Annotated in this window: 15 protein-coding genes and 1 pseudogene; 12 read left to right on the top strand and 4 right to left on the bottom strand. The window is 43.3% G+C overall.

What is annotated here, in order from left to right; translation table 11 throughout:
• Positions 1 to 459: 459 nt before the first annotated feature.
• The 5 genes from GC093_RS16220 (at position 460) to GC093_RS16200 (ending at position 4412) form a co-directional block, all read left to right on the top strand.
• On the top strand, positions 460 to 1434 hold the full coding sequence (locus GC093_RS16220; protein WP_171652929.1) for a LacI family DNA-binding transcriptional regulator: 975 nt from the start codon (positions 460 to 462) through the stop codon (positions 1432 to 1434).
• 13 nt (positions 1435 to 1447) lie between these two features.
• Positions 1448 to 2332, top strand: coding sequence for a ribokinase (rbsK, locus tag GC093_RS16215; RefSeq protein ID WP_171652928.1), 885 nt, complete (start codon positions 1448 to 1450; stop codon positions 2330 to 2332).
• Between the two features lie 54 nt (positions 2333 to 2386).
• The gene (gene rihC / locus GC093_RS16210) at positions 2387 to 3307 is read left to right on the top strand and encodes a ribonucleoside hydrolase RihC (protein WP_171652927.1); all 921 of its coding nucleotides are present in this window, start codon (positions 2387 to 2389) and stop codon (positions 3305 to 3307) included.
• Between the two features lie 34 nt (positions 3308 to 3341).
• Positions 3342 to 3938: a transporter permease gene (locus GC093_RS16205; RefSeq protein WP_246314537.1), complete on the top strand. Its 597-nt coding sequence runs from the start codon at positions 3342 to 3344 to the stop codon at positions 3936 to 3938.
• Between the two features lie 264 nt (positions 3939 to 4202).
• Entirely contained in the window at positions 4203 to 4412 is a 210-nt protein-coding gene (locus GC093_RS16200; protein ID WP_171652926.1) for a hypothetical protein, read from the top strand.
• A gap of 212 nt (positions 4413 to 4624) precedes the next feature.
• Here the strand turns inward: GC093_RS16200 and GC093_RS16195 are convergent, their stop codons facing one another.
• The 4 genes and pseudogenes from GC093_RS16195 to GC093_RS16180 form a co-directional block, all read right to left on the bottom strand.
• Positions 4625 to 5782 (bottom strand): DUF4179 domain-containing protein, encoded by a 1158-nt coding sequence (locus GC093_RS16195; protein WP_171652925.1) that lies wholly within the window; start codon positions 5780 to 5782, stop codon positions 4625 to 4627.
• Positions 5769 to 6302, bottom strand: coding sequence for an RNA polymerase sigma factor (locus tag GC093_RS16190; protein WP_171652924.1), 534 nt, complete (start codon positions 6300 to 6302; stop codon positions 5769 to 5771). The genes GC093_RS16195 and GC093_RS16190 overlap by 14 nt, the downstream gene beginning before the upstream one ends.
• Positions 6303 to 6357: 55 nt before the next feature.
• Positions 6358 to 6639, bottom strand: a pseudogene (locus tag GC093_RS16185) (IS3 family transposase); the annotation flags it as partial.
• A gap of 291 nt (positions 6640 to 6930) precedes the next feature.
• On the bottom strand, positions 6931 to 7782 hold the full coding sequence (locus GC093_RS16180; protein WP_171652923.1) for an alpha/beta fold hydrolase: 852 nt from the start codon (positions 7780 to 7782) through the stop codon (positions 6931 to 6933).
• Between the two features lie 281 nt (positions 7783 to 8063).
• Here GC093_RS16180 and GC093_RS16175 point away from each other — a divergent pair, with 281 nt between their 5' ends.
• The 7 genes from GC093_RS16175 to GC093_RS16145 all read left to right on the top strand — a co-directional run bounded on the left by GC093_RS16175 (position 8064) and on the right by GC093_RS16145 (position 13586).
• Positions 8064 to 8771: a DNA alkylation repair protein gene (locus tag GC093_RS16175; protein WP_171652922.1), complete on the top strand. Its 708-nt coding sequence runs from the start codon at positions 8064 to 8066 to the stop codon at positions 8769 to 8771.
• A gap of 253 nt (positions 8772 to 9024) precedes the next feature.
• Positions 9025 to 9531 carry a MerR family transcriptional regulator gene (locus GC093_RS16170; RefSeq protein WP_171652921.1) on the top strand — a complete coding sequence of 169 codons (507 nt, stop codon included), beginning with the start codon at positions 9025 to 9027 and terminating at the stop codon, positions 9529 to 9531.
• Positions 9528 to 9965 carry an SRPBCC family protein gene (locus GC093_RS16165; protein ID WP_171652920.1) on the top strand — a complete coding sequence of 146 codons (438 nt, stop codon included), beginning with the start codon at positions 9528 to 9530 and terminating at the stop codon, positions 9963 to 9965. Before GC093_RS16170 ends, GC093_RS16165 begins: the two co-directional genes overlap by 4 nt.
• An 8-nt stretch (positions 9966 to 9973) precedes the next feature.
• Positions 9974 to 10414 carry an SRPBCC family protein gene (locus GC093_RS16160; protein WP_171652919.1) on the top strand — a complete coding sequence of 147 codons (441 nt, stop codon included), beginning with the start codon at positions 9974 to 9976 and terminating at the stop codon, positions 10412 to 10414.
• A 305-nt stretch (positions 10415 to 10719) separates the two neighbouring features.
• Entirely contained in the window at positions 10720 to 11226 is a 507-nt protein-coding gene (locus GC093_RS16155; RefSeq protein ID WP_171652918.1) for a hypothetical protein, read from the top strand.
• 136 nt (positions 11227 to 11362) lie between these two features.
• On the top strand, positions 11363 to 12049 hold the full coding sequence (locus GC093_RS16150; RefSeq protein ID WP_171652917.1) for a response regulator transcription factor: 687 nt from the start codon (positions 11363 to 11365) through the stop codon (positions 12047 to 12049).
• On the top strand, positions 12006 to 13586 hold the full coding sequence (locus tag GC093_RS16145; RefSeq protein WP_246314535.1) for a HAMP domain-containing sensor histidine kinase: 1581 nt from the start codon (positions 12006 to 12008) through the stop codon (positions 13584 to 13586). The genes GC093_RS16150 and GC093_RS16145 overlap by 44 nt, the downstream gene beginning before the upstream one ends.
• Positions 13587 to 13902: the final 316 nt, after the last annotated feature.

Raw genomic sequence — 13902 nt, 5'->3', positions numbered from 1 at the left:
ATTGTGTGATCAAGACTCATTTGAAGTCAATCCAAAATCGAGACTTAGAAGTTGACATTTATAAGACGAATCGGGAAAGCTTAGTAGACAGGGAGTTCAGAGATAAAGCATATTTTTGCAGTAATATCGCATCATAAAGTTTTAGGGTTAGGGATGATGCGGGGAACCGCACCATAAATGACGGCTAAAGTTTCGCGCGGAGAAAGCGTAGAGGCGCTTAAAGAGGCTGGAGTAGGTAAGTGGTGAAAGCAGTGTGCTGCTGATGATGTGACATGATTCTTTACACATTCGGGCACCTACTCTCCCACTCAAGACTTCAGGTAGATTCTTTTTCGCCTAGGTACCTATATACCTAGTAGGTGGGTATCTTTTCCAGGTGATAAATATATTGACTTACCAATTTAATCAGTAGTATATTAAATGTGTAACCGGTTACCTATTTCGTCTGGAGTGAGAATAATGTCATCAATTAAAGATGTTGCAAAGCTGGCTGGCGTTTCCGTTGCCACGGTGTCTAGGGTGCTGAACGATAAAGGATATGTTGGTCAGAGCACGAGGGAAAAGGTTGAAAAAGCGATTAAAGAACTGAACTACAAACCGAATGAAATAGCGAGAAGTCTTTTCAAGAAGCAGTCTAACACAATTGGCTTAATCGTGCCTGATATTATGAATCCCTTTTTTCCAGAGTTAGCTAGAGCTGTTGAAGACATGGCCACCAAGCTGGGATACAATGTCATTTTGTGCAATTCAGATGAAAATAGAGAAAAAGAACAAGCCTATTTAGACGTTTTGAAACAAAACTATGTCAACGGCATTATTGTTTCGTCTAATACTTTAACGGCTGAACAGATAGGAGAACTTAATATTCCGATCGTAAGCATTGATAGGGAAATTAGCAAAGGTCTCCCGACGATTGTTGTAGAGAATAAGAAAGGCGCCATCATCGCCACACGTTTCTTGAAAAATAAAGGGTGTAAAAGAATCGGCCACATTAGAGGTACCTATGGGGTTGTCAATGCTGAAGAACGTTGCGAAGGCTATACAGACGTAGTAGCTGAAGAGCCATGGTTTAGAAAGAGCTATATTGTGAATGGGAACTATGACATGGAATCTTCCGTTGAAGCGACGCGAGAGCTCTTATGCCTGCACCCTGAAATTGATGGTATCTTTGCAGCTAATGATATTATGGCCATGGGTGCCATTAAAGCGGCTTATCAGCTTGGTAAAAAGGTCCCTGAGGAACTCGCCATTATTGGTTTTGACGGAATTACTATTTCTACCATCATGACGCCTGAACTAACAACTATTGCGCAACCTATCTACGAAATGGGAGAACTAGCAACTACAATACTAGTTAGTCTTATGGAGCAACAGTCTATTGAGAAAACCTATTATACATTGGATATTGAACTTATAGAGAGAAAATCGACTTAAGGAGCATACTGGTATGGAGCAGAAACCGAAGATAACCGTTGTTGGAAGTATTAATATGGATTTGGTAACCATAGCATCTCCCTTACCAAATATTGGCGAGACAGTATTCGGTGATCAATTTCAGATGAATCCTGGAGGCAAAGGGGCTAATCAAGCAGTAGCTTCGGCTAGACTTGGAGCACATGTCCAACTAATTGGTTGCGTGGGGAACGACAGGTTTGGTAAAGATATTCTCGAACATCTTCAAAAGGAAGGTGTCGATGTGAGCAATGTGGAACCGGTTACAGAAGTAACTGCAACGGCTACAATCATCGTTTCTAATCAAGACAACAGTATAATTGTCGTACCTGCTGCTAACAATCATGTAACAGCCGCATTCGTTGAGTCCAAACGAGATGTTATTGCAGGTAGTGACATTCTCATTCTTCAGTTGGAAATTCCACTAGAAGGTGTGATAAAAGCAGCAGAGATTGCCAAGGAAAACGGAGTAACTGTCATTCTAAATCCAGCCCCTATTCAAGAGCTTTCCTCAGAATTAGTGAAGAATATTGACTATCTTACCCCAAATGAACATGAACAGCTGCTTTTGAAAAAAGATAGACGCTCAGAAGAATTAGATGGGAAACTGATCGTCACTAAAGGAAGTCAAGGTGTTTCTATCCTTGAGGGCAACCAGGAAACAACAATTCCTGCTTATACAATAGATGTTGTCGATACTACAGGTGCAGGCGATGCATTTAATGGTGGGCTAGCCCTTGCATTGTGTAGAGGATTTAATTTAAGAGAAGCTTGTAAATACGGCAATGCTGTTGCTGCCCTATCGACCACAAAGCTTGGGGCACAGACAGGAATGCCTACTAGGGAAGAGGTTGAAGAGTTTATGAGGAGTCAGTTTTGATCAGACTTGGAATTCATGAGATCGCTTAAGTATATATAAGGAGGAACGAAAGAAATGACAAAGAGACCTATTATTATTGACACAGACCCAGGGATTGATGATGCAGTTGCACTCGCAATTGCACTTTACAGTGAAGAATTAGATGTTCGCTTAATAACCACGGTTGCCGGAAACGTTGGACTGGATAAGGTAACAATTAACGCTTTACGATTACTGCAATTTTTCAATAAAAGGGTGCCGGTTGCCCTCGGGGCTGAAAGACCGCTTATCAAAGAACCGATTGATGCAAGTGATATACACGGATCTACAGGGATGGATGGGTATGATTTTGAAGAACCGACCGAGGACCTTGTATTAAAAGAGCATGCCGTGAATGCAATGTATCGTGTCATTATGGCTAGTGAAAAACCAATCACTATAGTTCCTATTGGTCCATTGACTAATATTGCTCTTTTACTAAAACTGTATCCAGGAGTGAAAGAAAATATTGCTGAAATTGTATTAATGGGGGGTTCCACAACTCGTGGAAACGCAGGAGTAATGGCGGAATTTAATATTTTTGCCGACCCAGAAGCAGCGAAGATCGTATTCCAAAGCGGTTTGCCAATTGTTATGGTGGGACTCGATGTTGGATTGAAGGCTCTAGTATACCCTGAAGATAGCGAGCAGTTAAAGGATATGAATCAGACGGGGAAAATGATTTACCAGTTATTCCAAAAATACAGAGGCGGTAGCATGAAAACAGGATTGAAAATGTACGATAGCTGTGCCATTGCCTACTTGCTCCAGCCGGAAATGTTTCAAGTAGTGGATACATTTGTTGATGTGGAGTTGAGTGGTTCCTTGACAACGGGGTGTACCATAGTGGATTTGAAAAATTATTTAGGAAAACCTTCTAATGCAAAAGTATGTGTTGATATAGATCCACAAATGTTCAAGCAATGGTTTATGGAAAGCTTGAAGAAATGTAATTAAGTTACATCCTGAGGAAATTGGGAGGAAAATAATCATGAATGCCAATATATTAATGTATGCCTCTGCTATTATTGCTGTTTCAATCGTTATTTTTATGTTAATTAAAAAAATGGATATTAAAATTACATTGTTCTTAATGGGGGCTATCCTCATATTAATTAGTATTTTTATGGGAAAAGCGATAGACCTTAAAGGATTCGTATCAACAGGGTCCATGTGGTTAGACCCCCTTCAGGTTATAGTCATACAGTTCAAACAAACATTTAGCGCAGCAGGCTTCATTGTACTCATACTGGGCGGATATACAGCTTATATGTCATCCATTGGTGCAAATGAAGTAACCGTAAGTGCCTTAACGAAACCGATTTCTAAAATTAAATCCGTTTATATCCTAGTTCCAGTTGTATTTTTAATTGGAAACGTATTATCACTTGTAATTCCCAGTGCATCAAATCTCGCCATCATACTACTTGCTACTCTTTATCCTATATTAAGAAAAGCAGGTATGTCTGCACTAACGGCAGGTGCGGTTATAGCAACTTCAGCAACAATAGTTCCAACTCCTTTAGGATGGCAACCTTCCCGTGACGCAGGGGAAGGTTGCCATTATGTTTATTATATTAAGAAATGACTGTCGCGGAGACTGCTAAGGAGCTGGGACTTCATAACGTTCGGATGTATAAGGGGAACCTTATCATAAGTAACAGCATGTTTTTTGGTAGGGAACTGTTAAAAAGGTATGGGCAGTTCATAATGATCAGTTTTCGTCAATTATTCACGATCGCCTCTAAGATGTTTATTGACTAATATTATAGATAATATTAAATATTGTTTGTAAAATTTCAAAATCGGTGAGGATTACTGCGTGAAATAATCGATGGGAGGTTGATTCCTTATGAAGGAAGAACAAGAAATTGCCATATATCCAGCTGCACCGCAGGATTGGATGAATTACCTAATGGCGTTGTTTTCTGCTGTCCAACAAATGTATGCCCTGTTTTTCTGTATGGGTGCAAGCTCGTATCGTAATATACTCACGTTGTGTGTAGGCTATCATACACCCGCTGTTTCAGAACATGAGGTAGCAGGCTTCTGGACGATATGATGATAGAGCTAACGAAGTAGAAATTCACTACTCCGTAGTTATCCGAAGTTGCTCTTGGAGGACAAGAACCTGTATTTATTGCCGCCGGCTTGAGTTAGGCCAGACAAGGGCTAAAGTCATTTAAATAAAAAGACGAAGCCAATTATGGCTCCGTCTTTTGTAGGTTTGCATATCCTTTTAACCTAGAGAATAAGGTCCTTTTTACAGATGAACTATTGCACCGAAAGTACAGTCTCTAGCTCAGGGATGTATTTCTTGACCATATTTTTGTCTTCCCACCGTCCTGTAACCCCAGCTGGGGCTTGACCTTCGGATACGACTAAGTACGGTTTGATGGTTACGGTACGCGGTAGAGTCCTGAAGGGTTCAAAGGGAATAGTATAAGATTCGCTAAGGGGGTGACCACCGATGGGCTTCAGTTGAACGCCATGTTCATCCACAATGTCATACTGAAGAGCGATGATGCCCCCGTTAGCACCCTTGTATTTCGAAGGGATAGAAGCGAGCATTTCTTCTATGCTCTGGCCCGGTTTGGTTTTGTACTCAACGGATAACTGCGTTGTGATTGGGGTGATTTCCAGCTTACTGATCTGCAAGTTAATGTTATCGTGATGCTTGGTCTCCTCTGAAGTTAGAACGGTAACGGGCGTTGATTTTGTAACAGGCAGAACGAATTGGAACGGGACATCGTAACCCTTTAACGTTACATTTACAGTCAAGTCAAACTGATCAGGGAACTGGACAGACTGGTTTATGCTAGTAGTGCTGGTAACCTGAACGATTAGGCTGGAAGTGTTCTCACCGTCCATGAATTGGTAATCCCAGCTCAGAGGTTGGCCTTTATAGAGGACCTCAAACGTATCCACCGCCCCTTTATTGGCATCGGAAGGCGGCGAATTGGGCTCCGAATCCAGACGATTTCCAGGAGTGGTTACGTTCATAAGAATTCGGGTTCCGTCAAATAACAACGTTGGAATATTCATAGTCACCTTGCCATGGGTCACGCTTTGGTTTACGTTTGTGATGAAATCCTCGGCTTGTTGAACACCGGGATCTGCGTTGTTTTCGCCCCATAATGAATAGATTTGTCCCAGAACCGGAATTTGCTTGAGTGCATCAGCTATTGCGGGCGATACAAAGCCGGAAGCAATGAATGTAACTCCAAGGATTGCAGCGGCTGCAGTGGAAACCCACCATTTTTTAAAAGTTCTTGATACATTTGTCTTTCTCTCAATGGGGGAAATGGAATTATTGGTTTCCCTGATGATTTGGTAAGTCTCATTCAGCTTGGAGCGGGTAATATCCGATAACTGATTGGGAAGTAGGCTTTGGCAGTTCTTTAATTGTTCTTCTAACTTAGTGTTCGCCATGTCGCAACTCCATTTCTTGATTGATTTGAGATGAATGCTTTAGCTTTCTGCGGGCGCGATGCAGCCGGGTCTTCACGGCTACCGTAGAAATTTCGAGAATGTCGGAAATTTGACTGATCGGCATGTCATGTAGATAATGAAGGAGAATGACAATCCGTAGGTTCTCCTCAAGATGTTGAACGGCATCCCATAATTCGATTTTCTCATAATCCTTGGAAGTGGAAGGGACGTCGGGAAGCTCTCCGTAAGGGAGGGCTCTTGAGCTGCTTTTGACCATTTTGTTGCATTCATTAATCAGAATCCGGAAGATCCACGTTTTGAAAAAAGCGGGCTCTCTGAGTGTGTGGATGGACTTAAGGGCTTTAAGCATCGTCTCCTGCAGGGCATCTGCACAATCTTCGTCTTTGTTGACAATGGACCTTGCAGTTCTATATAAAGGTAACTCCATCTCTTGCATCAACTGCATGAATGCTTCAGGGTCCCCAGCTTTGGCTTTGACGACAATAGGATCTATATGCAAGGGTTCACCTGCTTTCTTGACTAGAATGTTTAGTATGTTCGTAACGTTACATATATTAGATCGGGTAGGTAGCTAGAAGGTTACATGGAAAGAAAACCCACCACATTCGGGGGCTGCACCCCGTTTGTAAGACAGGGATCAAAACACTTAGTTTCGCCTGAATCCGAATTGAGTTATAGTAAATGATGTAGTCTCGAACGGTCTGTTCAACGATTGCCGTCGTTGTACACGTGAGATCTTCGAGGTAGAACGTTTCAGACTTTAGTGTGGAATGAAACGATTCGATGGGGGCATGATCAGCGGGCGTTCCTTTACGGGACATGCTCATGGTAATGCCTGGGCACATTATAACACCTTCAAGACATAATAAATGTCGTAAGGTATTTAGTCTGCCTGGTAAAGACGTCCTAGGTCGCGAGTCTTTCGACGGCCTTCTGTGCATGTTACGAAATATTAATCATAGCACTTGAACCGGGTATAAAAAGTTGGTAATTCTGCGCCGCGATAGATTTTTCTCCGATAGACCCGTTAAGCTGAACCGTATCATAAGTAGGGCGAAACCAAAGGGGTAGGAAATAAAAAAACACTAAGAATCAACTTAGTGTTTTTCGTTATACAAAGGAAAGCCTCAATTGCCCTCAAGAATCCACTTGCTTAGCTCTTTGTCAAAGGTTCGAGGTTCTTCAAACATCGGATTGTGACCACTATGCTCAAAGATCACTTTTTTCACGTGCTCATAGGTATCATCAACAGAATTCCAAAGTGAAACAGGCGCTACCAAATAATCATACCTGCCTAAACCGATAAATACTGGTTTGTTGAAGTTAGCGAGTGATTGTATAAGATTCAATTCTCCGAATGCTTCTCCCCACAGATGATCGATAATTGGCATATTCGTATATACATCTTCCCACATGTAAGCTGCGTCAAATGTATAGTCATAAAAGCTTTGGGCTCCCATCCGAATACACATGTGAACGAATCGTCGTTCAGGATCTTTCTGAATGTCACTTTCTAACAAAGCAATATCCATCTCGAACTGTCTTTTTCTCTCTGGACTTGACGTCTCATTAAAAAATGCAAAACTTTGACGCTGTCTTTCCTCGCTATTTGTAGGTGCTGAATTCAATAAGGCAACTTTTTGGACATGGCAGGGATATTTTTTAGCATATTCCAAAGCCATGAAAGCATGTCCTGAATGCCCTAATAGGATGAAATTTGTTAAGTTAAGATCCTGCCTTACCGTCTCTATATCATCTAATACTTTGTCCAATCTATAATCTTCGGGTTGCAGAGTTCGGGGCGGCTTCACAAATCCTCTATGATCAAGGAAAATAAACTGGAATGTATCATATAAATCTTCTGAGAATAGTTGAGGATAATAAACACTGCTGCCTATCACCAAAATAGGTTTCCCAGTTCCTTTTACACTATAATTCAGTTCAAATCCATCGCTATTTATATTTTGGTATTTATTCATTGTAATCGTCCTCTTTTCTTTTTTATTCTAAACATCACTCCTTCCTTTCACGGATTCCATTACATTCTCCATGGAACGTTCCAACATTCCGATCACCCCAAATATTGTGGCTTGTAATAAATATTATGTTAGCATACTTTTCATTGTTAATCGATTACCGTGTTTAAACAAAATCAAGCGGTCTTGGTCCTGATTTCATTGGATTAAAGCCGCTTTATGATATATTCAAGTAAAGACGGCCTCATCCCTAAGGGCAAACTATCAAAAAGGAAGTGCGAACAATGAATCTAGAAATGGTCATGCAAGAGCTTGAAGCTCTCGGCAAGGAACGCACCAAGAAGATATACCAATCCAATGGAGCGCACGAACCGCTTTTTGGCGTGGCCACAGGCGAGATGAAATCCATCTTCAGGAAAATAAAACGTAATCAACCATTGGCCGAGCAGCTCTATGCTACAGGGAATTACGACGCTATGTACTTTGCCGGGGTGATCGCGGATCCTAAAGCAATGTCTGAGGCGGATTTTGAACGATGGATTGATAGAGCTTATTTTTATATGCTATCGGATTATGTGGTAGCAGTAACTTTGGCAGAAACGGATATTGCGCAAGAAGTTGCCGATAAATGGATTGCAAGCGATATAGAGCTGAAAATGTCGGCGGGCTGGAGCTGTTATTGCTGGCTGCTCGGCAATCGTCCGGATAGAGAATTTTCCGAAGGGAAAATCGCCGATATGTTGGAACTTATAAAAAATAGGATTCATGATGCCCCCGAACGCACGAAATACGCGATGAACAATTTCATGTATACTGTGGCGGTATCCTATCTGCCGCTTCATGATAAGTCGGTCGAAGTCGCGAAGGAAGTAGGTCCGGTAGAAGTCAATCGGGGTACCGCAAAAAGCAAGCTCTTGAACGCTTCCGTTAATATAAAAAAGGTAGTAGAAAAAGGGAAACTCGGCTTCAAGCGCAAATACGTAAGGTGTTAGTTAATAAATCTTGAATGATTAAGACGTAAATCGAATATACCTTTGGGGGTTCCAAACGAATATTTCTTATAAAATGGCATTAACGAGTGCCGTGGCGGAGTTTTCGACGTTAGACATAATAGCTTGTGTTCGAAATCAGGGGTGCAAAAAAAATTTTGGTAGAGCATCACGATTTCGCTTGCACCTTACGTAACGTAAGGTTTTATAATAGAGCTACCGGAATATAGCTAGTGCCAAAGAGTGGAGATGGTTAATGAAAAGACATTGGAAGGTCGGGGACCTCGCCAAGCTGACAGGGCTTACCGTACGAACCTTGCGTTTTTATGATCAGATCGGTTTGTTCTCGCCATCCGGCCAGACGGAATCCGGCCACAGGCTGTACAGTGAATCGGACTTGTCACGCTTGCACCAGATTTTATCGCTTAAAGAGCTGGGCTTATCTCTCGAGGAGATTAAGTCGGCCTTAACTGGCGGGCAAATCAGTCCGCTTGAGATCGTCAACCTGCAGATAGGCCGAATTAAAGAGCAGATCAGACTGCAGCAGAAACTATTGGAGCAGCTCGGACATGTATCCAAGCTTATGCAGGGAAAGGCGGAATTAACTCTTGAAGATTTCACAAGCCTCCTGCAAGCGATGAAAATGCGTTTTGAGAAGCCCATCATTGAGCGGCAAGAGAGTTGGGAGCGCCATTTGGATCTATTGGGAGACTTTCTTACAGAAGAGAGCGGAATACCGAAACCTAAGGAGGAAAAACAATGAACGAACGATTCGTCAAACATGCGACCTTCGTCGTCGAGCGGACTTATGCCGCTTCGCCGGAGCGGGTTTATAACGCCTGGGCTGACCCGATTGCCAAAGCCAAGTGGTTTTCGAAGCCGGACATCTTCGACTTTCGGGTTGGCGGACAAGAGTACAGCAGCGGTGGGCCGCCGGAAGGACCGATCTTTACCTTCGACGCCAGCTACCAGGAGCTTGTCCCAGAGCAGCGCATTGTCTATACGTACACCCTGGATGCGGGTGGCATACGCATCTCCGTCTCGATCACAACGGTCGAGCTTATTAAGGTGGAGGGCGGCACGAAGCTGATTTTCACGGAGCAAGGTGTGTTCTTTGACGGACATGATACTCCGGAAGTACGGGAACACGGTACAAACGTCATGTTGGACGCACTGGGTAAGGTAGTAGAAGGGTAGGTAGGAACATGACTATAGGTGAAAATGAACTTATTGCTACGCGCGAGTACGATGTCCCGCGGGAGCTCGTGTTTCGGGCCTGGACAACTCCCGATTTGTTAGCCCGATGGTGGGGGCCGCAAGGCTTTACGAATACGTTTCACGAGTGCGATATGAGGCCGGGGGGTACGTGGCGGCACACCATGCACGGACCAGATGGCGTGGATTATCCTAACCATAACGTCTTTGTGGAAATCGTGCCGCCGGAGCGGGTCGTGCTTGATCATCTATCCGGCCACGAATTTCGGGTAACGGCTACCTTCGAGGGCTTCGAGGGCCGCACCAGGGTCACCTTCCGTCAACTTTTCAAGAAAAAAGAGGAGTTTGAACAAGCTAAGCCGTACTGCATAGAAGGTAATGAACAGAACCTTGACCGGCTTGGCAAGCTGCTGGCGGAATTGGCCTACTAGCTTTGCAAAGTGATATCGGCTTTGAACTGCCACTTATGTGATGACTCTAAAATTGTCGCCGTTCACGTTCCCTGTCGGGAATCGGACGGCGATTTTTATTTTAGTAACGGGAGGGCGGACGGTGGTGGAGATCTGACAGCCTATCAAGGTGTTAGCTGTTGTGAATAGCTTGGCTTGAGTACAGGGGACAATTTTACACTTACTCTGATGCTGCCATATTCCCGACACAGTCAGAAGCTATATTAAGAATGTAGCCGCTGCTCACCATATGGCAGAAGCACAAACCACTCTAGGAGGAATTTAAAATGAAGAAAAAACTAACAATCGCTGCACTTTTACTCGCTGTATCTGCTGTCGGAGGATCTGCATATGCTGCCAGCGACGCTAATATTGGTGAAACCATTAAATCCAGTATAACTAATGTATCAGCAACGCTTTCAACAACAGCTTCAACTGAAGCAATCCGTGCAGATGATGCAGAAAAATTGGATGACAGCACGAACTTTGATAAAATGGCTAAAGAAAAAGGCATTACGCTAGAGGAATTGTTCGCTCAGCTTGAAAAGGAAGGTAAGATGACTAAAGCTGTCCCTTCAACTGAACCTGAAAAAGCTACAAGTACTATCGAGTCAACTTCAGCTAGCAAAATAACTGTAGGCGCACAATCCAGTGAAGCTGTCAGCCTAGAGAAGATGGCAAAAGAAAAGGGTATTACGTTAGATGAACTGATTGCTCAGCTTACAGAAGAAGGAAAGCTTATGAAAGCTGAGCAATTAACAGATTCGAGACAAGCAGAAAAAAGCAATAAGTAACATATATAGAGCAGTTGGAGCTGTCCCAAAGTAATCTTCCACTTCGGAGTGCTTGTGGGACAGCTTTGTTGTTCGAAAGAATAGATATGGTTAGAATAATACTGTAAAGCATGGTTATGGAAGGATGGGTTATTCCTTGAAGCGAGTGTTGTTAATTGAAGATGAGCTACCGATCGCAAGCTTACTTCAAGCGTATTTGGAAAAAGACAATTATGAAGTAAAGTGGAATTCGGGTGAGGGCGAAATCGATGTGATGGAGCAGTTTCTCAGTTGGAAACCCGATCTCGTATTGTTAGATCTTATGCTTCCGAATGATCAGAACGGAATTGAAATTTTGCACCAAATTAGGCAACTGGGAAGCTGTCCCGTCATTATACTTACGGCACGCGGCGCTGTACCAGACCGTCTCCAAGGGTTTGACCATGGGGCGGACGACTATATTGCCAAGCCATTCGATCCCCAGGAAGTTATGGCCCGCATTCAAGCAGTACTCCGCCGCTCAGTCTACATGACAGATTCGGATATCGTGCGGATCGGCAGCTTGGTTATTGACGTGAGCACTCGAACGGTTACAGTCGGAACTGAGCAGATTTCTTTGCTTCCCCGCGATTATCAGCTGCTTCAATTTCTAGTGGAGCATCCCAATCAATGCTTTGAACGCGATCATTTACTTAATGAGGTGTGGGGAATAGACTTTGAAGGTGGTGATCGTTCTGTAGATACCTCCATTAAACGGCTACGCAAAAGTCTTCATCAATGGCCTGCACACGAGGGGGAAATTGATACGATTAGAGGAATGGGGTACAGTTTACGTGTTTACTAAGCATCTGCGCAAGTCAATTCAAAACAATGTGAAAGCCCAACCACAAGCTGCCTCTGTTTCCTTGGTACGATATTGGACATGGCGTTATGTGATGATTCTTCTTATCATGCTTACGGGCATCGGTTTGTTTGGCATGTACTGGATTCGAATGAGCACGGAGGAGCAGCAGTTTCAACTACTTGAGGCGAGGTCTGCAATGATGAGCGATTCATTTAGTAAAATAGATGAGATCCTGCAGTTAAAACCTACCGTCTCAACTTCACCTTCAAATACTTTAGAAGAAACGCCAACAGATCTCGTAACGTCAGAAAATTTCCCATTACAAGAATCCGTCCCTTCGATCCCCTCAGAACTCGTCCCTTCAATTCCAGATGGTTATCAATTTCAAATATTTAATACTTCAGGCGAGATGATTTATTTTTTTAGCAATGCATACGCAGAAGTAGGTGCTTATCTCGAATCCCCGCCCCGACAAAACGAAGTTCTTTCAGGTGAAAAAATTCGCGAGCAGGTCGATACACAGTCAGGAAAGTGGCTGCGTGTTGGTGTGCCCTTCTATAAAAACGATCAAATTTCAGGAACTCTATATATGACCGCTCAATATAACGGGGGTCGTTTGCCCCAAATATACGGTCTCATTGTGCTAACGTTTGGACTTATTTCCTTATGCGGCTGGGCTGTCGTTTTCGTGTTGTCCCGCTCTCTTACAAGACCACTCATTCAACTGGCCCGTGCTGCCAAACAGATTTCTTCAGGCAATTATCAGCCCCATTTGCCTGATCCGAACCTCATAAAGGAAGGTGAAATTAGCGGGCTGGTTCAATCTTTTCACGAAATGACTGGACGGCTAAACCAACTTGAACGTATGCGTACCGATCTGCTCGCCGGAGTTTCACATGAGCTGCGTACGCCGGTCACCTCAATCCGCGGTATGCTCCAAGCGATTCAGGAAGGCGTTGTTATAGGCAGCAAAGCCAATGAGTTCATAAATATCGGGTTAAATGAGGCAAAGCGGATGCATGTGATGGTGAACGATCTGCTTAATTTTTCTTCAATGGAGTCAGGTGTGATTCACCCTGAAAAGTCTCAGGTCTTACTTGAGCCGTTAATAGAGGAGATTATTCAGCAATTCCATACAATTCAAGCATCTGCATCCGTTCAAGTGGAACTTGATGTGCTGCCTTCCGATTTGGTATGTACCTGTGATCGATCGCATTTGAAGCAAGTTTTTCTCAACTTGCTAAGCAACAGCGCCGCAGCTGCGGCAACACTCATCGAGATTACTGCAAGATTGACTGAATCAATGCTCACAATCGATATTTCTGACAATGGCAAAGGGATCGTTCCCGATGAAGTCCCATATATTTTCGAACGCTACTACAGAGGAAACAGTCGCCGCAAGAAAAAGCAAGGACTAGGTCTCGGATTGCCGATTTGCCGACTACTCGCTGAAGTAAATGGGGGAACGATCGAGCTGCTGCAAACGGCTTCGATAGGTACCGTATTCCGGTTTACACTTCCCAGATCATCGCAATAAAAATAGCGCATACAACTTCACCAATAAACCCTACCACACGGCGAAAATTTTGTTGTTTGGGTGTAGGAACAGACTGTATTTGACAACAAGGGATAAAGGATAGGATAAATGACCTCTAAAACTCAGTTTTAGGGGTATTTAACGTCCATTTTTTTAGCGGTATACCAATATTTGATAGAAACGAGACATGTGAAAGCGTTATTCAGCAGCTATCCTCTTCTAAAAAAAGAAGCCAACGTGACATGCCCGCCAAGGGTCAACAGGGTGTGCCAGGCAAAGCGAAAGCCTAGGGGATCAAAGCTAATCAAGGCTTTAG

The sequence above is a fragment of the Paenibacillus foliorum genome (assembly GCF_013141765.1).
Lineage (GTDB): Bacteria > Bacillota > Bacilli > Paenibacillales > NBRC-103111 > Paenibacillus_S > Paenibacillus_S foliorum.
This window is presented reverse-complemented; position numbering and strand designations above follow the sequence as displayed.

What these genes read in the sequence shown, in the direction of transcription:
- GC093_RS16180 (WP_171652923.1), bottom strand. Translation starts at nt 7,782, where the DNA reads ATGAATAAATACCAAAATATAAATAGCGATGGATTTGAACTGAATTAT.
- rihC (WP_171652927.1), top strand. Translation starts at nt 2,387, where the DNA reads ATGACAAAGAGACCTATTATTATTGACACAGACCCAGGGATTGATGAT.
- GC093_RS16205 (WP_246314537.1), top strand. Translation starts at nt 3,342, where the DNA reads ATGAATGCCAATATATTAATGTATGCCTCTGCTATTATTGCTGTTTCA.
- GC093_RS16175 (WP_171652922.1), top strand. Translation starts at nt 8,064, where the DNA reads ATGAATCTAGAAATGGTCATGCAAGAGCTTGAAGCTCTCGGCAAGGAA.
- GC093_RS16160 (WP_171652919.1), top strand. Translation starts at nt 9,974, where the DNA reads ATGACTATAGGTGAAAATGAACTTATTGCTACGCGCGAGTACGATGTC.
- GC093_RS16155 (WP_171652918.1), top strand. Translation starts at nt 10,720, where the DNA reads ATGAAGAAAAAACTAACAATCGCTGCACTTTTACTCGCTGTATCTGCT.
- GC093_RS16165 (WP_171652920.1), top strand. Translation starts at nt 9,528, where the DNA reads ATGAACGAACGATTCGTCAAACATGCGACCTTCGTCGTCGAGCGGACT.
- GC093_RS16170 (WP_171652921.1), top strand. Translation starts at nt 9,025, where the DNA reads ATGAAAAGACATTGGAAGGTCGGGGACCTCGCCAAGCTGACAGGGCTT.
- GC093_RS16195 (WP_171652925.1), bottom strand. Translation starts at nt 5,782, where the DNA reads ATGGCGAACACTAAGTTAGAAGAACAATTAAAGAACTGCCAAAGCCTA.
- GC093_RS16220 (WP_171652929.1), top strand. Translation starts at nt 460, where the DNA reads ATGTCATCAATTAAAGATGTTGCAAAGCTGGCTGGCGTTTCCGTTGCC.
- rbsK (WP_171652928.1), top strand. Translation starts at nt 1,448, where the DNA reads ATGGAGCAGAAACCGAAGATAACCGTTGTTGGAAGTATTAATATGGAT.
- GC093_RS16200 (WP_171652926.1), top strand. Translation starts at nt 4,203, where the DNA reads ATGAAGGAAGAACAAGAAATTGCCATATATCCAGCTGCACCGCAGGAT.